Genomic DNA, 20,959 nt, shown 5'->3' on the forward strand with positions numbered 1-20,959 from the left:
GCGCCGGAGGGCGCCAGCCGCAAGCCGCTTCCCGGCAAGCGGGCCGATGCCTGGACCTTCAGGGCAGGAAGCGCTGCAGCAGATCGTTGAGGAACAGCTGGCCATGCGCAGTGGGCCGCAGCCGGCCCGGGTCTTCATCCAGCAGGCCGGCCTGGCGTGCCCCGGCGCAGGCGCTGGCGATGCTCGACAACGGCAGGCCGGTGCGTTCGCTGAAGCGCTCGGCCGGCACGCCGTCGACCAGGCGCAGGGCGTTCATCATGAACTCGAACGGCAGGTCCTCGGCGACCAGCCGCTTCTCACCGGCCTGGAAGGGTTTGCCGGCATCCAGGTAATCCTTCGGCAGGCGGGTCTTCCAGGTGCGGCGGATATCGCCGTTCGGGCCGCTGAGTTTGGCGTGGGCGCCGGCGCCGATGCCGAGGAAGTCGCCGAAGCTCCAGTAGTTCAGGTTGTGCCGCGCCTGGCGGCCGGGGCGGGCGTAGGCCGAGGTTTCGTACTGCGCATAGCCGTGTTCGGCGAGCAGCGCCTGGCCGGCTTCCTGGATGTCCCAGAGGGTGTCGTCCTCGGGCAGCTCCGGCGGCTGGCTCCAGAACACCGTGTTCGGCTCCATGGTCAGCTGATACCAGGACAGGTGCGCCGGCGCCTGGGCGATGGCGATGCGCAGGTCGGCCAGCGCGTCCTCCAGCGACTGCTGCGGCAGGCCATGCATGAGGTCGAGGTTGAAGTTGTCGAAGCCGGCGGCGCGGGCCATGTCGGCGGCGCGGATCGCCTCGTCGCCGTCGTGGATACGCCCCAGCGCCTTGAGCTTCTCGGCCTGGAAACTCTGCACGCCGATCGACAGGCGATTGATGCCCAGCGCGCGGTAGTCGACGAACTTGGCCTGCTCGAAGGTGCCGGGATTTGCTTCCAGGGTGATCTCGATGTCCTCGGCGAACGGCACGCGACGCTCGACGCCCTGCAGCAGACGCCCCAGCGCGCGGGCGGAAAACAGGCTCGGGGTGCCGCCGCCGAAGAAGATCGAACTCAGCGGACGGCCGTGGACATGGACCAGATCGAGCTCAAGGTCCGCCAGCAGGGCATCGACGTAGGCGTCTTCCGGAAGCTCGGGGCCGGCGGCGTGGGAGTTGAAGTCGCAGTACGGGCATTTGCGCACGCACCAGGGAATATGGATGTACAGCGCCAGGGGCGGGAGCTGGAAACCCGTGCCCTGGTTTCGACTCCCCGCGCCCTTCGCGGCAGGGGGAGAGGGCGTCGGGTTCATGCCAGGCCCAGGCGCTGCTTCAACAGCGCCATCGCCAGCGCGCGGTGGCTGATCTGGTTCTTCTCGACCGGGCCCAGCTCGGCGCTGGAGCAGTTGCGCTCCGGCACCCAGAACAGCGGGTCGTAGCCGAAGCCGTGGGCGCCGCGCGCTTCGTTGAGGATACGACCGTGCCAGAGGCCTTCGCAGAGGATCGGCAGCGGGTCGTCGGCATGCCGCACTAGCGCCAGGCAGCAGACGAACTGCGCGCCGCGCTCGGCTTCCGGCACGTCCTTGAGCGCCAGCAGCAGCTTGGCGTTGTTCGCCGCATCGCCCTGGCCGTCGGCATAGCGCGCCGAATAGATGCCCGGCGCGCCGCCGAGGACGTCCACCGCCAGCCCGGAATCGTCGGCCAGTGCCGGCAATCCGGACAGCCGCGCGGCGTTGCGCGCCTTGAGGATGGCGTTCTCGACGAACGACAGGCCGGTTTCCTCCGGTTCCACCGGACTGAACTCGCCCACCGAGCGCAGCTTCACGCTGGCGCCGAGCATGGCCTGGAGTTCCTTGAGTTTGCCGGCGTTATGGCTGGCGAGGACCAGTTCGTTGAACATGTTCATTCGTCCGGAAAGATTTCCTGGGAGAAGTCGAGGCTCTGCTCGGCGCCGCCGGCGGCCTTGATCTTCAGCGAGAAGGCGAGCATTTCCCGCGACTCGATGGGGAACTGCGCGAGGTAGTAGATCGACTCGCCCTCCCGGACCTGGCGGAAGGTCAGCGCGGTGCGCTTGCCGAGCAGGTCCTTCACCTCGCCACGCACCTCGCCGGCGGCGGGCTTGCCGGCCTCCACCAGGGCGACGTTGAGCACGCCCTGCTGCTTGCTGCGCACCAGGCCGGCCGCGGCGGCCACGTCCGGCTGCAGGAAGCTGGAGTTGAACGCACTGTAATGCACGTCCAGTGCGCCGAAGCTTTGCTTGCGTTCGGCCAGCGCCGGCACGGCGAGGCAGAGGGCTACGAGGAACAGGGTCAGGCGGCGCATGGTCGGGGCTCCAGGGTGATGATCGGGATTCAGACGGCGATCAGCGCGTCGGCCACGCTCGGGCCGCAGACCCGGTAGATGCCGATCTCGCCGAGCAGGTTCGGCCACAACCGGCTGCCGAGGCTGTGGCGGTGCTCGCGGTCGACCGCCAGGCGGTCCTGAACGCGCACCTGCAACTTGTGGCAGAGCGCCTCGAAGTCCTCGAAGGTGCAGAAGTGGATGTTCGGCGTGTTGTACCAGGTGTACGGCAGGAAATCCGACACCGGCATGCGGCCCTTGCTCGCCAGGTACCAGCGGCAGCGCCAGTGGCCGAAGTTGGGGAAGGTGATGATGCAGGTCTTGCCGACCCGCAGCATTTCTTCCAGCACCTTGTCCGGGTAGTGCATGGCCTGCAGCGACTGGGTCATCACCACCACGTCGAAGCTGTTGCTGGCGAAGTTGCCGAGGCCCTTGTCGAGGTCCTGCTCGATGACGTTGACGCCCTTGCGCACGCATTCGGCGATGTTGCCGGGGTCGATTTCCAGCCCGTAGCCGCTCACCGACTTGTTGTCGCGCAGCCAGGCGAGCAGTTCGCCGTTGCCGCAGCCGAGGTCGAGCACGCGGCTGCCGGCGGGAATCCAGTCCTGGATGATGTCGAGGTCGGCGCGCATGGTTACACCAGAATCCGGTTCATGTAGCCGTCGAACGCCTGCAGGTAGCGCGGGATCGGCATGAGGAAGGCGTCGTGGCCCTGCGGGGCGTCGATTTCCAGGTAGCTGACGTTCTTCTTCGCGGCGATCAGCGCCTCGACGATTTCTCGCGAGCGGGCCGGCGAGAAGCGCCAGTCGGTGGTGAAGGACATCACGCAGAAGTCCGCCTCGACCTTCGCCAGGGTCCGCGCCAGGTCGCCGCCGTGGGCCGCCGCCGGGTCGAAGTAGTCCAGCGCCTTGGTCATCAGCAGGTAGGTGTTGGCGTCGAAGCGCCCGGAGAATTCCTCGCCCTGGTAGCGCAGGTAGCTTTCCACCTGGAACTCGACGCTGTGGAAGTCGTAGTTGAGCTTGTCGGTCTTCAGCTCGCGGCCGAATTTCTCGCCCATCGCGTCATCCGACAGGTAGGTGATGTGGCCGACCATGCGCGCCAGCATCAGCCCGCGCTTGGGGATCACGCCCTGTTCCTGGAAATGCCCGCCGTGGAACTGCGGGTCGGAGAGGATCGCCTGGCGCGAGACTTCGTTGAAGGCGATGTTCTGCGCCGACAGCTTCGGCGCCGAGGCGATCGCCAGGCAGTGGCGGATGCGCTGCGGGTAGCTGATCGCCCATTGCATCGCCTGCATGCCGCCGAGGCTGCCACCCACCACCGCCGCCCACTGGGCGATGCCCAATGCATCGGCGAGGCGCGCCTGGCTGTTCACCCAGTCCTCCACCGTCACCACCGGGAAGTCGGCGCCGTAGGGGCGGCCGCTTGCCGGGTTGATGCTGCCGGGGCCGGTCGAGCCGTTGCAGCCGCCGAGGTTGTTCAGCGAGACGACGAAGAACTTGCGCGTGTCGATGGCCTTGCCCGGGCCGATGCAGCTGTCCCACCAGCCGGGCTTGCGCTCGCTGTCGCTGTGGTAGCCGGCGGCATGGTGATGGCCGGACAGGGCATGGCAGATCAGTACAGCGTTGCTGCGCGCCGCGTTCAGTTCGCCGTAGGTTTCGTAGACCAACTGATAGCCGTTCAGATCGCGTCCGCAGGCCAGCGCCAGCGGCTCGCTGAACGTCATCACCTGCGGGCTGACCAGACCGACCGAATCATCGGGGAAGACAGAGGACATCGACCCTGCTCTCGCGGAAATAAGGCGGCAAAGTCTAAAGGGAAGCGCCGGGCAATTCACCCTGTATCGGCGCAGCGGGAAATCGCGCGGCGGGCGCCGCCGAGCGTTGCGGTCAGAGGCGCATCGCTCCCGGCAGGCTGACCACCTTGGCCTGGCGCTGGATCGGCGACGGGCGGCGGAGGACGCGCAGCATCTCGTTGGCCTGGGCCAGCTGTTTTTCCAGGTCGGCGAGATAGCGCTCGAGCACCTGACCGCGCTGGCGCACCTGCCGGGTGCGCTGGGCCAGCTCGCGCAGTTGCAGCATGTGGCCCTCGAGCGCCTGCTTGTGCTCCAGGGCGTGCTGCAGCAACGGCGTCAGCGCATCGCTCGCCCACTGCTCGGCGGCCTGGCGCAGGCGCCGGTGCAGGCCGATGACTTCCTGGGCGAGGGTGGCGAAGAAGCGCCGGGTCAGCGCGCGCTGCTCGGTGAACAGGGTTTTCGGGTGCAGGCGGAACTGGTCGGCCTTGACCCGCAACTGGTGCAGTTCGCGCAGGTAGCGGCTGGCGTCGAAGCGCGGTGCGTCGATGCCGTGCAACGGGTTCTCCTCGTTGTGCCGGCGGTAGAGGGCGCCGACCATCTTGTTGGCCATCTCGGCCTCCTGCTGCAGGTGGTGCAGGTCGGTGTCCACCGCATCGAAGAAGCCGAGGATCGCCTGGCCGATGCCCAGCGTGGTCCAGCTGCCGGTGAGGTTGCGGCGAACGTCCTGCAGGTGCTGCTCCAGGCGCTCCGGGCGCGACGCCGCGCGTAGCAGGTTGCCCTGGCGCTTGAGCAGGCGCTGGTTGGTCTTCAGGGTCAGCAGGCGCTTGTGGTGGCGAGCGTGCTCCTGGCGGGTGCGCGCGGTCAGCTCGAACAGCAGCTGGCCGTCGTCCTGCTGACGGCTGCCGAGCAGCGCCTGCTGTTCGCGGGCTTTTTCCAGGCGCAGCTGCAGCACGTGCTGGCTGTTGTTGAGCAGGCCGAGCACCTGGTTCACCACCTGGTCTTCGAGCAGCCGTTCCTTCTGCGCGACGATGCGCTCGCAGAGCAGCTCCTCGAGTTCGCCCAGCCGGCTGCGCTTGAGCAGCGCGCGGTCGCCGCGGACCTTGGCCAGCAGCGCCTGCTTGGCCGACAGCGGCAGGATGTCCTGAATGTCGATGCCGAGCTGGCCGGCGCTGGTAGCCTGGATCTGGCGGATGCTGGCTTCGACGAAGGCTTCGCCGGCGAGGTCGTCCCACAGCGTGTCGATCTTGTTCAGCACGGCGAACAGGCTGGCCGGGGTGTCGTCGTCGATCTGGCGGATGTGCTGTTCCCAGATGTCCAGGTCGCTGGCGCTGACACCGCTGTCGGCGGCGAGCAGGAAGATGATCGCCTGGGCGCCGGGCAGCATCGACAGGGTCAGCTCCGGTTCGCTGCCCAGGGCGTTGAGGCCGGGCGTGTCGAGGATGCGCAGGCCCTGGCGCAGCAGCGGGTGATCGATGTGCACCAGGGCGTGCCGCCAGGCCGGCACCAGCACTTCACCGGGCCGGCCGCTGGCTTCCAGGGCGTCGGGGTGGAAACCCAGGGCAATCGCCTGTTCCACCGGCACCGGCTTGGCCTGCGCCAGCTGGGCGAAGGCCTGGGCCATGTTGTCCGGATCGCTGGCATCCAGCGGAATGTTCACCCAGTGCCGCGGAAGCCGCTTGAACTGCGCCACGCGGGTGGCGGAGATGCGCGTCTCGATCGGCAACAGGCGGATGTAGGGACGCTCGGAGCGCGGGTCGAAGAACAGCTCGGTCGGGCACATGGTGGTGCGACCGGCGCGGGAAGGCAGCATGCGCTGGCCGTATTGGGAGAAGAACAGGGCGTTGATCAGCTCGCTCTTGCCGCGCGAGAACTCGCCGACGAAGGCCAGGGTGATGTGGTCGGTGCGCAGCAGGCGAAGCGCCCGATCGAGCCGGGCTTCCACCGCGTCGGAGCCGAGCCGGTTGCTCGCCAGCCAGCTGCGGTAGCGGATGATTTCGCGGATCAGCTCGCGCTTCCATCCGACGTAGGCGTCCACCTGCTGACTGAGGCGTTCCATGCTCATTCGATTGATCCTGATGGCAGCGTGCGAGAGGCACGACACGGCGAGCCCGCATTATGGAAAAGCCGATGCAGGGGTTCAACGCGGCACCGGCAGCGCCCGGCCGTAAGGTCGCTCAGGCGGGGCGAGCGGTCAAACCGGGAAGTGCGGGCAGTTGTCGCGGGTGACGGATGCGCACGCGCTTCTGGCGGTTCAGTTCGCCGCTTTCCAGGCTGACCTGGCTTTTCGACACGCCGAACGCCTCGGCGAGGAAGGCCAGCAGATGGGCATTGGCCTTGCCTTCCACCGGCGGGGCGGTGAGGCGGATCTTCAACCGGTCGCCGTGCAGCCCGGCGAACTCGTCGCGGCTGGCCTTGGGCTGCAGGTGACAGGCGAGGAGCAGGTCCTCGCCGTCCCAGCGGAAGTACGCGCCGCTCACATGAACGGGCTGAGGATTTTCGGCATTCCCGTCATCGCCGCGAGGTTGTTGATCACCAGCATGTCGATCAGGTTGAGCGCGATGAAGGCGAAGATCGGCGACAGGTCGAGCCCGCCGAGGTTGGGCAGGATGCGGCGGATCGGCGAGAGCAGCGGCTCGCAGATCTGGTTGACCAGTTCGGCGGCCGGGTTGTGCGTGCCGGGCGCGACCCAGGACAGGATCACGCTGATGATCAGGGCGAAGAAGAACACCTTCATGAACAGCGAGGTGACGCCGATGATCGCCCAGATCAGAACCTGCAGGAGGAAGCCGCCGACGCCGTAGCCCATCAGGATCAGGGTGATCACCATCAGCAGCATCTGCACCAGGATCGCCAGCACCAGCGAGGCCAGGTCGACCCCGCCGAAGCCGGGAATCACCTTGCGCAGCGGGCGCAGCAGCGGCTGGGTGGCACGCACGATGAACTGGCTCATCGGGTTGTAGAAATCGGCGCGGACCATTTGCAGGATGAAGCGCAGCAGGACGATCAGCAGATAGAGGCTGCCAAGCGTCTGAATCACGTAGATGGCGGCGGTGTTGAGACCGGTCATCGATAGCTCCTTATTGACCCAGTTGTTCGGCGAGTTCGGCGGAGCGCTGCGCGGCGGCGTCGAGCGCCTGCTGCACCAGCGCGTCGAATCCGCCCGCCTGGAACGCGGTGATGGCCGCTTCGGTGGTGCCTTTCGGCGAGGTGACGCGACGGCGCAGTTCGGCGGCCGGCACATCGCTTTCACTGGCCATGCGCGCGGCGCCCAGGGCCGTCTGCAGGGTCAGCCGGGCGGCGGTTTCGCGCGGCAGGCCGAGCTGTTCGCCGGCGGCGGTCATCGCCTCGATGAGCAGGAAGAAATACGCCGGGCCGCTGCCGGAGACGGCGGTGACCGCGTCGATCAGGCGTTCCTCGTCGAGCCATTCCACCAGGCCCACTGCGGACAGCAGTTGCTCCGCCTGGCCGCGCTGCTCGGCGCTGACCCGCGGGTTGGCGTACAGGCCGCTGGCGCCCTGGCGCAGCAGCGCCGGCGTGTTCGGCATGCAGCGCACCAGCGGGCGCTCGCCCAGCCAGCTTTCGATGCTCGCCGCGGTGATTCCGGCGGCGATCGAGACGATCAGCTGGCCCTCGCGCAGGTTCGGCGCCAGCGCCAGGCAGACGCTCTTCATCACCTGCGGCTTGATCGCCAGGACGATCACGTCGGCGCCCTCGATGGCCTCGGCGTTGCTCTCGAACAGCGCGATGCCGTGCTCGGCCGCGACGCGCGCGCGGGCATCCGCGCCGGGGTCGCTGGCGCGGATGCGCTCGGCCGGAACGCCCTGGGCGCGCAGGCCGCCGATCAGGCTGGTGGCCATGTTGCCGGCGCCGATGAAGGCGATGCGGGGACTGCTCATGCGGGGTTTCCTTTGTCGGAGGGGGTGGAGGCCTGCGGATAATCGCGCGCGCCGAACAGCGCGGTGCCGATACGAACCCAGGTCGCGCCCTCGGCGATGGCGGCCTCGAGGTCGTGGCTCATGCCCATGGACAGCGTGTCCAGCGGCAGCTCGAGTTCTTCGCCCAGCGTGCGCAAGCGCGCGAAGGCGGCGCGCTGCACGGCCGTATCGTCGCTCGGTTCGGGAATCGCCATCAGCCCGCGCAGGCGCAGGTTGGGCAGCGCAGCCACGGCCGCAGCCAGCGCCGGCAGTTCGGCGGCGGCGCAGCCGGACTTGCTGTCCTCGCCACTGACGTTCACCTGCAGGCAGATGTTCAGCGGCGGCAACCCGGCGGGGCGCTGCGCGGAAAGACGTTCGGCGATCTTCAGCCGGTCGACCGAGTGCACCCAGGCGAAATGCTCGGCGATGGGCTTGGTCTTGTTCGACTGGATCGGCCCGATGAAGTGCCAGGTGAGCGGCAGGTCGGCCAGTTCGCGCTGCTTGTCGAGGGCTTCCTGCAGGTAGTTCTCGCCGAAATCGCGCTGCCCCGCGGCATAGGCTTCGCGTAGCGCGGCGGCGGGTTTGGTCTTGCTCACGGCGAGCAGCGAAATACCCTGGGAATCCCGCTGTACGGCCTCTGCCGCCCGACGGATGCGCGCGCCGACCTTTGCAATATTCTCTGCTATCGTGGACATTACTTGCGCTCTGCGACCCGCTTTAGAGGTCCGGCATTCTATCAGGCTGTCGGAAAGCGTAGCGAGCGAAGGTCGGGCTTCCCGCCCCGCCCGCCGCGCCTTCCTGTCGATGCCATCTGCTCGTTCGTGATTGGGGACTTCCATGGATATTACCGAGCTGCTTGCCTTCAGCGCCAAGCAAGGCGCCTCGGACCTGCACCTGTCGGCCGGTCTGCCACCGATGATCCGCGTAGACGGCGATGTGCGCCGGATCAACCTGCCGGCGATGGAGCACAAGCAGGTGCATGCGCTCATCTACGACATCATGAACGACAAGCAGCGCAAGGATTACGAGGAATTCCTCGAGACCGACTTCTCCTTCGAGGTGCCCGGCGTCGCGCGTTTCCGGGTCAACGCCTTCAACCACAACCGCGGCGCCGGCGCGGTGTTCCGGACCATTCCCTCCAAGGTCCTGACCATGGAAGACCTGGGCATGGGCGACACCTTCAAGAAGATGGCCGACGTGCCGCGTGGCCTGGTGCTGGTCACCGGTCCGACCGGTTCGGGCAAGTCGACCACCCTGGCGGCGATGCTCGACTACCTGAACAACACCAAGTACCACCACATCCTCACCGTCGAAGACCCGATCGAATTCGTTCACGAATCGAAGAAGTGCCTGGTCAACCAGCGCGAGGTGCACCGCGACACCCTCGGCTTCAACGAGGCGCTGCGCTCGGCCCTGCGCGAAGACCCGGACATCATCCTGGTCGGCGAGATGCGCGACCTGGAAACCATCCGCCTGGCGCTGACCGCGGCGGAAACCGGCCACCTGGTGTTCGGCACGCTGCACACCACCTCGGCGGCGAAGACCATCGACCGGATCGTCGACGTGTTCCCGGCCGAGGAGAAATCCATGGTTCGCTCGATGCTTTCCGAGTCGCTGCAGGCGGTGATCTCGCAGACGTTGCTGAAGAAGATCGGTGGCGGTCGCGTCGCGGCGCACGAAATCATGATCGGTACCCCGGCGATCCGTAACCTGATCCGCGAGGACAAGGTCGCGCAGATGTATTCGGCGATCCAGACCGGCGGCTCGCTGGGCATGCAGACCCTCGACTCGTGCCTCAAGGGGCTGGTCGCCAAGGGCCTGGTTTCCCGCGAGAACGCCCGCGAGAAGGCCAAGACCCCGGAAAACTTCTGAGGCCGCGGGCTGACATCCCGCCCTTTCCACCGATCCAGCCAGAACGGAGCTGCACGTGAGCGAGCCCATGGAATTCGAAAAACTGTTGCGCCTGATGGTGGAGAAGGGCGCATCCGACCTGTTCATCACCGCCGGTGTCGCGCCGTCGATGAAGGTCAACGGGCGCATCCTGCCTGTGACCAAGACGCCCATGTCGCCGGAGCAGACCCGCGAGACCGTGCTCGGCGTGATGAACGAGCAGCAGCGCCGCGATTTCGCCGCCCAGCACGAGTGCAACTTCGCCATCAGCGCCCGCGGTGTCGGGCGTTTCCGCGTCAGCGCCTTCTACCAGCGCAACCTGGTCGGCATGGTGCTGCGGCGGATCGAGACCAACATCCCGACCATGGAAGACCTGCGCCTGCCGGAAATCCTCAAGAAACTGGCGATGACCAAGCGCGGCCTGGTGATCTTCGTCGGCGCCACCGGCACCGGCAAATCCACCTCGCTGGCCTCGATGATCGGTTACCGGAACAAGAACTCCAGCGGCCACATCATTTCCATCGAGGACCCGATCGAGTTCATCCACCAGCACCAGAACTGCATCGTGACCCAGCGCGAAGTGGGCATCGACACCGAATCCTTCGAGGTGGCGCTGAAGAACACCCTGCGCCAGGCACCGGACGTGATCATGATCGGCGAGGTGCGCACCCGCGAAACCATGGACTACGCCGTGGCCTTCGCCGAAACCGGCCATCTGTGCCTGGCCACGCTGCACGCCAACAACGCCAACCAGGCGCTGGACCGGATCATCCACTTCTTCCCGGCCGACCGGCAGCAGCAGGTGTGGATGGATCTCTCGCTGAACCTGCGCGCTATCGTCGCCCAGCAACTGGTGCCCACGCCGGACGGCAAGGGCCGCCGTGCGGTGATCGAAGTGCTGCTGAACACCCCGCTGGCCGCCGACCTGATCCGCAAGGGCGAAGTGCACGAGCTGAAGTCGCTGATGAAGCGCTCCACCGAGCAGGGCATGCAGACCTTCGACCAGGCGCTGTTCAACCTCTACAACCAGGGCGAGATCACCTACGAGGATGCCCTGGCCTACGCCGACTCGGCCAACGACCTGCGCCTGATGATCAAGCTTGGCTCGGAAACCGACGGCGATCACCTCACCAGCGTGTCCCAGGGGCTGTCGTTGGAAGTCAGCGACGACGATCCGGGCCGGCGCTTCCGCTGAGGTTCACGCTTCGTAGGGTAGGCTTCAGCCCACCCCAGGTGGCGTCGGGCACGGCGCCACCCTAGGTCGGCATGACTTCCTGCAGCTCGCTCGCCTGCCTGAGCGCCTCCGCCAGTTCGGCGAAGCGCCGCTCGGCGGCATCTGCCGCGCGCAGCACCGCGGCGGGATGAGGCGCCACCACTACCCAACGACCCTGATGAGCGAACGCCCGGCCGGCGAAATCGGCCAGGCGTACGCGTTGCGGGTCGTGGATTTCCAGCAGCGACGCCAGCGCGGTGCGGCCCAGGGCAACGATCACCTGCGGCTGCACCTCCTCCAGCTCCTTGCCCAGCCAGCCGCGGCAGGCTTTGATCTCGGCCGGTTTCGGCGTGGCGTGCAGGCGCGTGGCCGCGCGCCCGGCGATCCCGCCGCGCGGTTGCCACTTGAAGTGCTTCACGGCGTTGGTCAGGTAGACGTCCTCCCGGCGCAATCCGGCTTCGGCGAGGGCGCGTGCCAGCACCTCGCCGGCGGGGCCGATAAAGGGTTTGCCTGCCAGGTCTTCCTGGTCGCCGGGCTGCTCGCCGAGCAGCATGATCCGCGCCCGCGGCGGACCCTCGCCCGGCACCGCGCGGGTCGCGTCGCGCCAGATGTCGCAGTTGCGGCAGTTTTCCAGCGAACTGGGCAACGGTCGCTGCGGCTGCGCCTTCTCGCGGGCGATCAGCACCTGCCGGCCGTCCTGCTCGCCGACCGCTGCGGTCTGCGCCAGGCGTTGCTGCCCGGCACGTGCCTGGCTCATCAGTTCGGCGATCAGCGGGCCTTCCGGGAGGTGTTTCCAGAAGCGTGCCGGCATGTGCCCGCGCATCACCTTTTCGTTCAGCCGAGCCGGGTTGAAGGTGCTGGCGTAGTAGGCCTGCCAGAGCCGTTCGCCGTCGTCGCGGATACCTTCGGCGAAGGCGCGCAGTTCGGCCGGGCAACCTTCCTGGTAGTGCAGGCGCGTGCCGTCGAAATGCGCAGCGCCGTCCGGCGTGGCGATCAGCCAGGTGCTGCGGCCCATGCGTTCGGCGAAGTGTTCGGCGCCAAGGTCGAGGACGTCGTGGGCCGGCTCGTGCCAGGCGACGAACTGCGGGGCGCCGAGGGCGGCGTCGCGCTGGCGGAAGCGCAGGAACGCGTGCATGTGATGGGCTTCGCGGCGCACCGCCTTGACCCGCCGTTGCAGCACGGCGCCGTCGATGTCGCCGGCAAGCATGGCGCTGCGGTCGCCGCCGGTGACGCGCCAGAGCACGCGGTAGAGCAGCGCCCAGCGGTCGTCGGCGCGAAAGCGCGCGGCGCTTTCCAGCAGTTCCGGCAATTCCCGCGGGACCTTTAGTGCGGCGCGCGTGTCGGCGTAGCGCGCCGGTTCCTCGCCGACCGCGGCGAACAGGTCGTCGCCGGCGCTATCCACCTGCCAGGTCAGCGTGTGTGGGGCGACGCCATCCTCGAGCAGCGTCCGGCACTCCTTGCGCCAGTCGGCGAAGCGGCCGGAGAAGCGCACCAGACGCATCACCACAGGGCCATCTGCGCGGGTGTGTCGCTCAGCGCGCGGCGCAGCGCGGCGGACTCGGAGCCGTCGCTGCGCGGCCGATAGTCCTGCACCACGATGAACGGCTTGAGCTTGTCCATCGAGCAGCGCATGCGCACCAGATCGTCGTAGCGGATGCGCCGCTCGCGCCGCAGCAGGGCCAGGCGCCTGGCGTTGCGCACGCCGATGCCGGGCACGCGAGCGATCAGCATCGGCTCGGCGCGGTTGAGGTCCACTGGAAACTGCGCACGGTGATTCAGCGCCCAGGCCAGCTTGGGGTCGATGTCCAGCGCCAGGTTGCCGGGGCCGGCGAGGAGTTCCTCAGTATTGAAACCGTAGCCGCGCAGCAGGAAGTCGGCTTGGTACAGGCGGTGTTCGCGCAGCAGCGGCGGTGCCTGCAGCGGCACCGTGGTGGGGCTCTGCGGGATCGGGCTGAAGGCCGAGTAGTAGACGCGCTTGAGCCCGTAGGCACCGTACAGCCGTTGCGCGGTATCGAGGATGGTGCGGTCGTCGGTGGCGTCGGCACCGACGATCATCTGCGTGCTCTGCCCGGCGGGGGCGAAGCGCGGCGCGCGGGCCTCGCTGCCGGCTTCCTCGACGCCGAGGCGGATCGCGCCCATCGCCTGGCGGATGGTGCGGCCGTTCTTCTCCGGCGCCAGGTGTACCAGGCTGTCCTCGGTGGGCAGCTCGATGTTCACGCTCAGGCGATCGGCGTAGCGCCCGGCCTGGGCGATCAGCAGCGGGTCGGCGTCGGGAATCGTCTTCAGGTGGATGTAGCCGCGAAAACCGTGGTCTTCGCGCAGGCTCTGGGCTACGCGGGTCAGCTGCTCCATGGTGTAGTCCGAGGAGCGGATGATGCCGGAGCTGAGGAACAGGCCGCTGATGACGTTGCGGCGGTAGAAATCCAGGGTCAGGCGAACCACTTCCTCGGGCGTGAAGCGTGCCCGAGGCACGTTGCTGGAGCGCCGGTTGACGCAGTACTGGCAGTCGTAGAGACAGAAGTTCGTCAGCAGGATTTTCAGCAGCGCGACGCAGCGGCCATCCGGTGTGAAACTGTGGCAGATGCCCGCGCCATCGGTGGCGCCCAGGCCGTCCTTGCCGCGGGAGCTGCGTTTTGGTGCTCCGCTGCTGGCGCAGGAAACGTCATACTTGGCAGCATCGGCCAGCACGATGAGCTTGTCGGTGATGTCCATGATTTGCACCAAATACTGTATTTAAATACAGTATTCGTACAATTTTCCGCGCCTGCAAGCGAAGGGCGGCCCCGGTCGTCGGCGCACCGAAATCGCTTCACTCCAGAGGAATAGCCATGCAACGACAGGACACGCACAGCAAGCTGATCGGTTATCTGCTGTGGATCTTCGGCTTCACCGGCGCGCACCGCTTCTACTACGGCAAGCCGGTCACCGGGACGATCTGGTTCTTCACCTTCGGCCTGTTCTTCGTTGGCTGGATCATCGACTTCTTCCTGATTCCGGCGATGGATCGCGAGGCCGACCTGCGCTTCAACGCCGGCCCGACCGATTACAACGTCGCCTGGCTGCTGCTGACCTTCCTCGGCCTGTTCGGCGTGCACCGCATGTACCAGGGCAAGTGGCTCACCGGCATTCTCTACCTGTGCACCGGCGGGCTGTTCCTGGTAGGCGTGCTCTACGACTTCTGGACGCTCAACGATCAGGTGTCGATGCGCAACGCCCGCCTGCGCTAGGCGCGCGGTCGAGACGAAAAAAAAAGCCCGCCGATCGGCGGGCTTTTCTTTTCCGGGCTTCAGGCCTGGTAGCAGACGTGGCCGTCGACCAGCGTGTAGCGCACCGCGCCGGGCAGCGCGTGGCCGAGGAACGGGCAATTCGCGCCCCTGGAGCGCCAGGCCTCGCCGGCCAGGGTGCTGGCCGCGGGGTCGAACAGCACCAGGTCGGCGGCGGCGCCGACGCGCAGGCTGCCGGCGGGCAGGCGCAAGGCGGCGGCGGGACCGTTGCTGAGGCGGGCGATCAGGGTGGGCAGGTCGAGCAGGCTGTCCTGCACCAGGGTTAGCGCCAGCGGCAGCAGCAGCTCGACGCTGCTGATGCCCGGTTCGGTGGCGCCGAACGGGGCCAGTTTGGCGTCCGCCTCGTGCGGCTGGTGATGGCTGGAAATCGCCGAGATCACGCCGCTTTTGAGCGCCTCGCGCAGCCCCGCGCGGTCGGCGGCGGTACGCAGCGGCGGTTGCACGTGGTAGAGGCTGGAGAACTCGGCGAGGGCCTCGTCGGTGAGGATCAACTGGTACAGCGCCACGTCCGCCGTCACCGGCAGACCGCGGGCCTGGGCCTCGCCGATCATCTGCGCGCCGCGGGCGCTGGTCAGCTGGCTGAAGTGGGCGCGCACGCCGCTCTGTTCCACCAGCAGCAGGTTGCGCGCCAGGGCCACGGTTTCCGCGCTCTCCGGGATTCCCGGCAAGCCGAGGAAGCTGGCTGTCGGGCCTTCGTGGGCGAGGCCGCCCTCGGCCAGGTCGGCGTCCTGGGAATGCAGGACCACGGTCAGGTCGAAGGTCGCCGCGTACTCCAGCGCACGGCGCAGGTTGCGGTTGCTCGGGAAGTTGGTCAGGCCGTTGCCGAAGGCCACGCAGCCGGCGTCGCGCAGGGCGACCAGCTCGGCGAGCTGCTCGCCGGCGAGGTTCTTGGTCAGCGCGCCGATCGGGAAGACCTTGCAGTGGCCGGCCTCGCGGGCGCGGTCGAGGATCAGTTCGGCGACGGCCGGGGTGTCCAGCACCGGGCGGGTCAGCGGCGGGCAGCACAGGCTGGTGACGCCGCCGGCGGCCGCGGCCAGGGTTTCGCTGGCGATGCTGCCCTTGCGGCTGTAGCCGGGCTCGCGCAGGGCGACGGAAAGATCGACCAGGCCCGGTGCGGCGACCAGCCCGTGGGCGTCGATCCGGTGTTCGGCGTCGAAGCCGGCCGGCGCGGCGCCGATGGCCTTGATCCGGCCGTCCTCCAGGTACAGGTCGGCCACGCCGTCGTGGCCGCTGGCCGGGTCGATCAGGCGGGCGCCGAGGATGTGGGTACGCATCAGAGCTGCTCCTCGGTCTGCTGGTTGATCTGGCGCTGCGCGGTCTGTCCGCTCATGGCCATGGACAGCACCGCCATGCGCACGGCGATGCCGTAGGTCACCTGGTTGAGGATGACCGAGTGGGCGCCGTCGGCCACCGCCGACTCGATCTCGACGCCGCGGTTGATCGGCCCCGGGTGCATGACGATGGCATCCGGGCGGGCCAGCGTGAGGCGCTGCTCGGTGAGGCCGTAGAGGCGGTAGAACTCGCCCTCGCTGGGCAGCAGGCCGCCCTGCATGCGCTCGCGCTGCAGGCGCAGCATGATCACCACGTCGACATCCTTGAGCCCGGCGGCGAGGTCGGTGAAGACGCGCACGCCGTACTGCTCGATACCCACCGGCAGCAGCGTCTTCGGCCCAATCACGCGGATGTCCGGGCAGCCGAGGGTCTTCAGCGCGAGCATGTTGGAGCGCGCCACCCGCGAGTGCAGGACATCGCCGACGATGGCCACCGAGAGGTTCTCGAAGCCGCCCTTGTGGCGGCGGATGGTGAGCATGTCGAGCATGCCCTGGGTCGGGTGCGCGTGGCGGCCGTCGCCGCCGTTGATGATCGCCAGGTCCGGGCAGACGTGCTCGGCGATGAAGTGCGCAGCGCCGGAGTCGGCATGGCGCACGACGAAGATGTCGGCAGCCATCGCCTCCAGGTTGCGCAGGGTGTCGAACAGCGTCTCGCCCTTGCTGGTCGAGCTGGTCGAGACGTTCAGGCTGATCACGTCGGCGGACAGCCGCTGCGCCGCCAGCTCGAAGGTGGTGCGCGTGCGCGTGGAGTTCTCGAAGAACACGTTGCACACGGTCTTGCCGCGCAGCAGCGGGACCTTCTTCACCGCGCGCGCGCCGACCTCGAGGAAGGAGTCGGCGGTGTCGAGGATTTCCGTGAGCAGCTCGCGCGGCAAACCGTCGAGCGAAAGGAAGTGACGCAACTGGCCCTGATCATTGAGCTGCAGTGAGCGCTTGGCGGCGATAGACATGGAGGTGGCCTTGTCAGGAGGCGGAGAGGGTCTTGGACTCGAGCGCGAGCGGCGCGGGGCCGATCAATTTTACCCGCTGGTCGGGGGCCAGCGACAGGGTGGCGCCAAGCACGTCGGCACGGATCGGCAGCTCGCCGGCCTCCAGGTCGAGCAGGCAGACCAGCGTCACGCTGGCCGGTCGGCCGTAGTCGAACAACTCGTTGAGCGCGGCGCGGATGGTCCGCCCGCTCATCAGCACGTCGTCGACCAGCACCAGGTGCTGGCCCTCGACCTCGAACGGTAGGGCAGACGGACGCACCTGCGGGTGCAGGCCGTTCTGGCTGAAGTCGTCGCGGTAGAAGGACACGTCCAGCGTGCCCAGTGGCGCGTCGCTGCCGAGCTCGGCGAGCAGCGCCTGGGCGACCCACACGCCGCCGCTGTGGATGCCGATGAAGCGGGGCTCGGTGATGCCGCGATCGGCCAGGTGGCGCTGCAGGTCGCGGGCCATCTGCGGTAGCAGGTCGGCGGGGTTGGGCAGGTTCATGGCTGTCTCCGTACAGAATTCTTGGTTGCGACGATCGGCCACCGTGGCGCGTCGTCCTAGCCGGCGTTTTGCTCCAGCCAGCCTTCCAGCAACAGCGCGGCGGCGAGGGCATCCACCGGGTTGTCGCGATAGCCGCCCCGTTGGCCCTGGGCCAGGCGCTGGCCCTTGGCCTCGAAGGTGGTCAGGCGCTCGTCGTGGGTGTGCACCGGCAGGTTGAAGCGGCCGTTCAGGCGCCTGGCGAACTTCTCCGCGCGGGCGCTCATCTCGCTCGGCGTTCCATCCATGTTCAGCGGCAGGCCGACGACGATGGCGTCCGGCTGCCACTCCTTGATCAGCGCTTCGACTTTCTGCCAGTCCGGCACGCCGTTCTGCGCCTTGAGCACGCAGAGCTCGCGCGCCTGGCCGGTGATCGCCTGGCCGACGGCGACGCCGATCTGCTTGGTGCCGTAATCGAAGCCGAGCAGCAGGCGCGGTGCGCTCATGCGTGGCCGGCCTGGGAAGTGAGCAACGCGAGGTTGATGCCCAGGTGCGCGGCGGCGGCGTCCAGGCGACGTTCGGCCGGCGTCTGGAAGAGGATGTCGAGGTCCACCGGGCAGCTGAGCCAGGCATTGTCGACCAGTTCGGCCTCCAGTTGCCCGGCCTCCCAGCCGGCATAGCCGAGGGCGATCAGGCTCTTCGCCGGGCCGTTGCCTTCGGCAATGGCGAAGAGCACGTCCTGCGACGTGGACAGCGACAGGTCACCGAGCGCCACGGTGGCCTGGTAGACCTCGCCCGCCGGATGCAGGACGAAGCCGCGATCGGTCTGCACCGGGCCGCCGGTGAAGATCGCGATGTCCGCGCAGCGCGGCGCCGGCTCGCTGTCCGGGCGCAGCTGTTCGAGCACGTCGGCGAGGCTGAGGCCGTTCGGGCGGTTGATGATCAGGCCCATGGCGCCCTGATCGTTGTGCTCGACCAAGTAGATGACCGTCTGCGCGAAATTCGGGTCGGCCATGTGCGGCATGGCGATCAGGAGATGGTGCTTGAGGTAGCTGGGTGCGTCGATTTTCATGTCGCCTAGTTTCAGGTTTCGTTCCTCGGGCCACAAGGGGCGAACGCGGTCGGCATGTGTACGAGGCGCGGGCGGCGCTAGCGGCTGGACAGCTTGTCGCCGCGCTCGAAGCGCCAGGTGCGGATGATTTCCAGGCGATCGATGTCGGCCAGGTCACCGCTGAACGGCGCGAAGGGCGCCGCCAGCCGGACGATGCGCAGGGCGGCCTGGTCGAGCACCGGCTGGCCGGAGGACTCCAGCACCTGCACTTCGTAGAGCGTGCCGTCACGGTTGATCGACACCAGCAGGCGCAGGCTGCCGTAGATGCGCTGGCGGCGGGCATCGTCCGGGTAGTTGAGGTTGCCGACCCGCTCGATCTTCTTGCGCCAGTCGTCCTTGTACCAGGCCCCTTTGTCGCGCATGGTCGAGGCGGCGTTGAGGCGATGGATCTTCGGCCGCTTGGCGTAGAGCTCGCGCTGGGTGGACAGCTCGGCCTCGAGGCTGGCGATCTCGCTGCTCAGCTGCGCGCTGTCGAACGCCGGCGCCTTCTGCGGCACCGGGTCGGGCTCCGGCTGGCGCTGTTCGCGCTTGGCCGGGGTCTTCTCGGCCTTCGGCTTGGTGGTCGCGACTGCCGCCTTGGGCGCCTCGGCGGGCGCCGGTGCGGCCTTCGGTGCGCTGGGCGGCGCGACCTTGTTGATCTGGGTGTCCTGGAACGGCGCCTGTTCGGTGGTCTTCGGGGTCGCCTTGTGGTCCAGCGAGCCGCTGCCCTGCTGGTTGTCCTGGGCGAGGAAGTCGGCCTCCTTGGGCTTGGTCTCGCTCTTGAAGGTCGACAGGGTGATTTCCAGCGTCTTGCTGATCTGCTCGGGTTCGGCGAGGGTGAAACCGACGCCGAGGATCAGCGCGATGTGCAGCACGGCGGCGACGAACAGCGTGAAGCCCAGCCGGTCCGCCGGGCGAACAGCGGTGCGTTGGAGGGCGGGCGGTAGGCTGGCTGCGTTCATCGGGGCGTCGGCGGATCGCGGTAGCCGCGCAGTCTGAACAGGCGTCGCGGAAATGTCCACGCGGCCGGCGCCGCGGTCCCTTCCGCGACCCTTGCCGCGCCGTGTGGAGGGCACGAGCGGTTGCCGCCTCAGCCGCGGCCGAGCTTGTCGGCGATCGACTGCATCAGGCGCTCGCCGATGCGGGTGTCGTAGGCCTTGTCGATTTCGCGGATGCAGGTCGGGCTGGTGACGTTGATCTCGGTGAGGAAATCGCCGATCACGTCAAGGCCGACGAACAGCAGGCCGCGCTCGCGCAGGAACGGACCGACCTGGGCCGCGATCCAGCGGTCGCGTTCGCTCAGCGGCCGCGCCTCGCCACGCCCGCCGGCAGCGAGGTTGCCGCGCGTCTCGCCAGCGGCCGGGATGCGCGCCAGGCAGTACTCCACCGGCTCGCCGTCGATCATCAGGATGCGCTTGTCGCCTTCCTTGATCGCCGGGATATAGCGCTGCGCCATGATCTGCCGGGTGCCGAGCAGGGTCAGGGTCTCGAGGATCACCGACAGGTTCGGGTCGCCCTCGCGGTGGCGGAAAATCGAGGCGCCGCCCATTTCGTCGAGCGGTTTGAGAATGACGTCACCGTGCTCGGCGACGAACTCGCGCAGAATGTCGGCCCTTCGGGCGACCAGGGTCGGCGGCGTGCACTGCGGAAACTGCGTGGCGAAGAGCTTCTCGTTGCAGTCGCGCAGGCTTTGCGGACGATTGACCACCAGCGCGCCGGCCTTTTCGGCCTGCTCCAGCAGGTAGGTGGCATAGATGTACTCGCTGTTGAACGGCGGATCCTTGCGCATCAGGATCACGTCCAGTTCGCCCAGCGGCATGTCGACGTCGGCCTCCAGCTCGAACCAGCGCTCGGGGTCGTTGAACACCTTCAGCGGGCGAACGCGGGCGCAGGCCTGTTCGCTGCGCTGATAGAGGTCCTGCGGCTCCATATAGAAGAGCGACCAGCCGCGCGCCTGGGCGGCCAGCAGCATGGCCAGCGAACTGTCCTTCTTGAAGGAAATTCGCGCGATGGGGTCCATGACAATCCCGAGGCGAACGCTCATGTGGGGGTATCCTCCGCGGTGGCAAAGAGGCGGCAACGAGGGGCCGCGAGGCTGGATCGTGAGGCGCCAAGGGTGGCGCTGCAACCCGCCCCGGTCAAGGAAAAACCTTGCGCGTCCGGGGCTTATAGATTGCATGTGGAGAGTGTGCTAAAACAGCTCGGCGATCGGGTCGCAACCCGTCATCGGCACGGTTCTGGCGTACCGGAATAGCAATGCAACGACTCACCGAGGCGATGGTAGGGCAGACATGGAACAGCATTCCGACGGTTTGAAGGTGATGGTGATCGACGACTCGAAAACGATTCGTCGCACGGCGGAAACCCTGCTCAAGAAAGTGGGTTGCGACGTGATAACCGCGGTGGACGGTTTCGATGCGCTGGCCAAGATTGCCGACAGCCATCCCAGCATCATCTTCGTCGACATCATGATGCCTCGGCTCGACGGCTATCAGACCTGTGCGCTGATCAAGAACAACAGTGCCTTCAAATCCACACCTGTGATCATGCTGTCGTCCAAGGACGGCCTGTTCGACAAGGCCAAGGGCCGCATAGTCGGCTCGGACCAGTACCTGACCAAGCCTTTCAGCAAAGAAGAACTGCTCGGCGCGATAAAGGCTCACGTACCGGACTTCACTCCGGTGGAACACGCTTCCTGACGTCGGCCACTG

Annotated in this window: 23 protein-coding genes; 4 read left to right on the plus strand and 19 right to left on the minus strand. The window is 67.6% G+C overall.

Annotated elements, in window-relative coordinates:
- Window positions 1-58 precede the first annotated feature (58 nt).
- From hemW to BLV15_RS04200, 10 genes are all read right to left on the minus strand, one after another.
- Window positions 59-1,258 carry a radical SAM family heme chaperone HemW gene (gene hemW, locus BLV15_RS04155; RefSeq protein ID WP_090224863.1) on the minus strand — a complete coding sequence of 400 codons (1,200 nt, stop codon included), beginning with the start codon at window positions 1,256-1,258 and terminating at the stop codon, window positions 59-61.
- A complete protein-coding gene (rdgB, locus tag BLV15_RS04160) occupies window positions 1,255-1,851 on the minus strand; it encodes an RdgB/HAM1 family non-canonical purine NTP pyrophosphatase (protein WP_090224865.1) in 597 nt (198 codons plus the stop codon). The genes hemW and rdgB overlap by 4 nt, the downstream gene beginning before the upstream one ends.
- Window positions 1,848-2,267: a DUF4426 domain-containing protein gene (locus tag BLV15_RS04165; protein WP_090224866.1), complete on the minus strand. Its 420-nt coding sequence runs from the start codon at window positions 2,265-2,267 to the stop codon at window positions 1,848-1,850. Before BLV15_RS04165 ends, rdgB begins: the two co-directional genes overlap by 4 nt.
- 29 nt (window positions 2,268-2,296) lie before the next feature.
- Window positions 2,297-2,917 (minus strand): methionine biosynthesis protein MetW, encoded by a 621-nt coding sequence (metW, locus tag BLV15_RS04170; RefSeq protein ID WP_090224868.1) that lies wholly within the window; start codon window positions 2,915-2,917, stop codon window positions 2,297-2,299.
- Between the two features lie 2 nt (window positions 2,918-2,919).
- Window positions 2,920-4,059 carry a homoserine O-succinyltransferase MetX gene (gene metX, locus BLV15_RS04175; RefSeq protein WP_090224870.1) on the minus strand — a complete coding sequence of 380 codons (1,140 nt, stop codon included), beginning with the start codon at window positions 4,057-4,059 and terminating at the stop codon, window positions 2,920-2,922.
- Window positions 4,060-4,171: 112 nt separating this feature from the next.
- Window positions 4,172-6,139, minus strand: a complete 1,968-nt coding sequence (locus tag BLV15_RS04180) for a dynamin-like GTPase family protein (protein WP_090224872.1) — start codon at window positions 6,137-6,139, stop codon at window positions 4,172-4,174.
- A 112-nt stretch (window positions 6,140-6,251) separates the two neighbouring features.
- On the minus strand, window positions 6,252-6,554 hold the full coding sequence (locus BLV15_RS04185; protein ID WP_090224873.1) for a DUF167 domain-containing protein: 303 nt from the start codon (window positions 6,552-6,554) through the stop codon (window positions 6,252-6,254).
- Window positions 6,551-7,144: a YggT family protein gene (locus tag BLV15_RS04190; RefSeq protein ID WP_090224874.1), complete on the minus strand. Its 594-nt coding sequence runs from the start codon at window positions 7,142-7,144 to the stop codon at window positions 6,551-6,553. Before BLV15_RS04190 ends, BLV15_RS04185 begins: the two co-directional genes overlap by 4 nt.
- Before the next feature lie 10 nt (window positions 7,145-7,154).
- Window positions 7,155-7,973, minus strand: a complete 819-nt coding sequence (proC, locus tag BLV15_RS04195; protein ID WP_090224875.1) for a pyrroline-5-carboxylate reductase — start codon at window positions 7,971-7,973, stop codon at window positions 7,155-7,157.
- Window positions 7,970-8,686 carry a YggS family pyridoxal phosphate-dependent enzyme gene (locus BLV15_RS04200; protein ID WP_090224877.1) on the minus strand — a complete coding sequence of 239 codons (717 nt, stop codon included), beginning with the start codon at window positions 8,684-8,686 and terminating at the stop codon, window positions 7,970-7,972. Before BLV15_RS04200 ends, proC begins: the two co-directional genes overlap by 4 nt.
- A 142-nt stretch (window positions 8,687-8,828) precedes the next feature.
- On the opposite strand from BLV15_RS04200, the gene pilT reads away from it, so the two are divergent.
- Both pilT and BLV15_RS04210 read left to right on the plus strand, forming a co-directional pair.
- On the plus strand, window positions 8,829-9,863 hold the full coding sequence (gene pilT / locus BLV15_RS04205; RefSeq protein WP_090224879.1) for a type IV pilus twitching motility protein PilT: 1,035 nt from the start codon (window positions 8,829-8,831) through the stop codon (window positions 9,861-9,863).
- Window positions 9,864-9,930: 67 nt separating this feature from the next.
- Window positions 9,931-11,076, plus strand: coding sequence for a PilT/PilU family type 4a pilus ATPase (locus BLV15_RS04210; protein ID WP_090225213.1), 1,146 nt, complete (start codon window positions 9,931-9,933; stop codon window positions 11,074-11,076).
- Window positions 11,077-11,137: 61 nt separating this feature from the next.
- On the opposite strand, the gene BLV15_RS04215 is transcribed toward BLV15_RS04210, so the two are convergent.
- Together BLV15_RS04215 and BLV15_RS04220 are read right to left on the minus strand one after the other, a co-directional pair.
- Window positions 11,138-12,595 (minus strand): UdgX family uracil-DNA binding protein, encoded by a 1,458-nt coding sequence (locus tag BLV15_RS04215; RefSeq protein ID WP_090225215.1) that lies wholly within the window; start codon window positions 12,593-12,595, stop codon window positions 11,138-11,140.
- On the minus strand, window positions 12,595-13,806 hold the full coding sequence (locus BLV15_RS04220; protein ID WP_090224880.1) for a putative DNA modification/repair radical SAM protein: 1,212 nt from the start codon (window positions 13,804-13,806) through the stop codon (window positions 12,595-12,597). Before BLV15_RS04220 ends, BLV15_RS04215 begins: the two co-directional genes overlap by 1 nt.
- Before the next feature lie 116 nt (window positions 13,807-13,922).
- Here BLV15_RS04220 and BLV15_RS04225 point away from each other — a divergent pair, with 116 nt between their 5' ends.
- A complete protein-coding gene (locus BLV15_RS04225; RefSeq protein WP_090224882.1) occupies window positions 13,923-14,321 on the plus strand; it encodes an NINE protein in 399 nt (132 codons plus the stop codon).
- A 59-nt stretch (window positions 14,322-14,380) separates the two neighbouring features.
- Here the strand turns inward: BLV15_RS04225 and BLV15_RS04230 are convergent, their stop codons facing one another.
- From BLV15_RS04230 to gshB, 7 genes are all read right to left on the minus strand, one after another.
- The gene (locus BLV15_RS04230; RefSeq protein ID WP_090224883.1) at window positions 14,381-15,652 is read right to left on the minus strand and encodes a dihydroorotase; all 1,272 of its coding nucleotides are present in this window, start codon (window positions 15,650-15,652) and stop codon (window positions 14,381-14,383) included.
- A complete protein-coding gene (locus BLV15_RS04235) occupies window positions 15,652-16,659 on the minus strand; it encodes an aspartate carbamoyltransferase catalytic subunit (protein ID WP_090224884.1) in 1,008 nt (335 codons plus the stop codon). The genes BLV15_RS04230 and BLV15_RS04235 overlap by 1 nt, the downstream gene beginning before the upstream one ends.
- Window positions 16,660-16,672: 13 nt before the next feature.
- Complete coding sequence (pyrR, locus tag BLV15_RS04240) at window positions 16,673-17,182, minus strand: bifunctional pyr operon transcriptional regulator/uracil phosphoribosyltransferase PyrR (protein WP_090224886.1); 510 nt, start codon at window positions 17,180-17,182, stop codon at window positions 16,673-16,675.
- Between the two features lie 56 nt (window positions 17,183-17,238).
- Window positions 17,239-17,664 (minus strand): Holliday junction resolvase RuvX, encoded by a 426-nt coding sequence (ruvX, locus tag BLV15_RS04245; protein WP_090224888.1) that lies wholly within the window; start codon window positions 17,662-17,664, stop codon window positions 17,239-17,241.
- Complete coding sequence (locus tag BLV15_RS04250) at window positions 17,661-18,230, minus strand: YqgE/AlgH family protein (RefSeq protein ID WP_090224890.1); 570 nt, start codon at window positions 18,228-18,230, stop codon at window positions 17,661-17,663. The genes ruvX and BLV15_RS04250 overlap by 4 nt, the downstream gene beginning before the upstream one ends.
- A 77-nt stretch (window positions 18,231-18,307) precedes the next feature.
- A complete protein-coding gene (locus tag BLV15_RS04255) occupies window positions 18,308-19,210 on the minus strand; it encodes a TonB family protein (protein ID WP_090224891.1) in 903 nt (300 codons plus the stop codon).
- 128 nt (window positions 19,211-19,338) lie between these two features.
- A complete protein-coding gene (gene gshB / locus BLV15_RS04260; RefSeq protein ID WP_090224893.1) occupies window positions 19,339-20,292 on the minus strand; it encodes a glutathione synthase in 954 nt (317 codons plus the stop codon).
- A 247-nt stretch (window positions 20,293-20,539) separates the two neighbouring features.
- On the opposite strand from gshB, the gene pilG reads away from it, so the two are divergent.
- On the plus strand, window positions 20,540-20,947 hold the full coding sequence (gene pilG / locus BLV15_RS04265) for a twitching motility response regulator PilG (RefSeq protein WP_090224895.1): 408 nt from the start codon (window positions 20,540-20,542) through the stop codon (window positions 20,945-20,947).
- Window positions 20,948-20,959: the final 12 nt, after the last annotated feature.

The organism is Pseudomonas kuykendallii (assembly GCF_900106975.1).
GTDB lineage: Bacteria > Pseudomonadota > Gammaproteobacteria > Pseudomonadales > Pseudomonadaceae > Pseudomonas_O > Pseudomonas_O kuykendallii.

Bases quoted from the DNA above. Each gene is read 5' to 3' on its own strand.
- BLV15_RS04200 (WP_090224877.1), bottom strand. From the start codon at position 8,686: ATGTCCACGATAGCAGAGAATATTGCAAAGGTCGGCGCGCGCATCCGT.
- BLV15_RS04215 (WP_090225215.1), bottom strand. From the start codon at position 12,595: ATGCGTCTGGTGCGCTTCTCCGGCCGCTTCGCCGACTGGCGCAAGGAG.
- hemW (WP_090224863.1), bottom strand. From the start codon at position 1,258: ATGAACCCGACGCCCTCTCCCCCTGCCGCGAAGGGCGCGGGGAGTCGA.
- metX (WP_090224870.1), bottom strand. From the start codon at position 4,059: ATGTCCTCTGTCTTCCCCGATGATTCGGTCGGTCTGGTCAGCCCGCAG.
- pilT (WP_090224879.1), top strand. From the start codon at position 8,829: ATGGATATTACCGAGCTGCTTGCCTTCAGCGCCAAGCAAGGCGCCTCG.
- BLV15_RS04235 (WP_090224884.1), bottom strand. From the start codon at position 16,659: ATGTCTATCGCCGCCAAGCGCTCACTGCAGCTCAATGATCAGGGCCAG.
- rdgB (WP_090224865.1), bottom strand. From the start codon at position 1,851: ATGAACATGTTCAACGAACTGGTCCTCGCCAGCCATAACGCCGGCAAA.
- ruvX (WP_090224888.1), bottom strand. From the start codon at position 17,664: ATGAGCGCACCGCGCCTGCTGCTCGGCTTCGATTACGGCACCAAGCAG.
- BLV15_RS04255 (WP_090224891.1), bottom strand. From the start codon at position 19,210: ATGAACGCAGCCAGCCTACCGCCCGCCCTCCAACGCACCGCTGTTCGC.
- BLV15_RS04250 (WP_090224890.1), bottom strand. From the start codon at position 18,230: ATGAAAATCGACGCACCCAGCTACCTCAAGCACCATCTCCTGATCGCC.
- BLV15_RS04230 (WP_090224883.1), bottom strand. From the start codon at position 15,652: ATGCGTACCCACATCCTCGGCGCCCGCCTGATCGACCCGGCCAGCGGC.
- BLV15_RS04165 (WP_090224866.1), bottom strand. From the start codon at position 2,267: ATGCGCCGCCTGACCCTGTTCCTCGTAGCCCTCTGCCTCGCCGTGCCG.
- BLV15_RS04220 (WP_090224880.1), bottom strand. From the start codon at position 13,806: ATGGACATCACCGACAAGCTCATCGTGCTGGCCGATGCTGCCAAGTAT.
- BLV15_RS04190 (WP_090224874.1), bottom strand. From the start codon at position 7,144: ATGACCGGTCTCAACACCGCCGCCATCTACGTGATTCAGACGCTTGGC.
- gshB (WP_090224893.1), bottom strand. From the start codon at position 20,292: ATGAGCGTTCGCCTCGGGATTGTCATGGACCCCATCGCGCGAATTTCC.
- pilG (WP_090224895.1), top strand. From the start codon at position 20,540: ATGGAACAGCATTCCGACGGTTTGAAGGTGATGGTGATCGACGACTCG.
- BLV15_RS04180 (WP_090224872.1), bottom strand. From the start codon at position 6,139: ATGAGCATGGAACGCCTCAGTCAGCAGGTGGACGCCTACGTCGGATGG.
- proC (WP_090224875.1), bottom strand. From the start codon at position 7,973: ATGAGCAGTCCCCGCATCGCCTTCATCGGCGCCGGCAACATGGCCACC.
- pyrR (WP_090224886.1), bottom strand. From the start codon at position 17,182: ATGAACCTGCCCAACCCCGCCGACCTGCTACCGCAGATGGCCCGCGAC.
- BLV15_RS04225 (WP_090224882.1), top strand. From the start codon at position 13,923: ATGCAACGACAGGACACGCACAGCAAGCTGATCGGTTATCTGCTGTGG.
- BLV15_RS04210 (WP_090225213.1), top strand. From the start codon at position 9,931: ATGGAATTCGAAAAACTGTTGCGCCTGATGGTGGAGAAGGGCGCATCC.
- metW (WP_090224868.1), bottom strand. From the start codon at position 2,917: ATGCGCGCCGACCTCGACATCATCCAGGACTGGATTCCCGCCGGCAGC.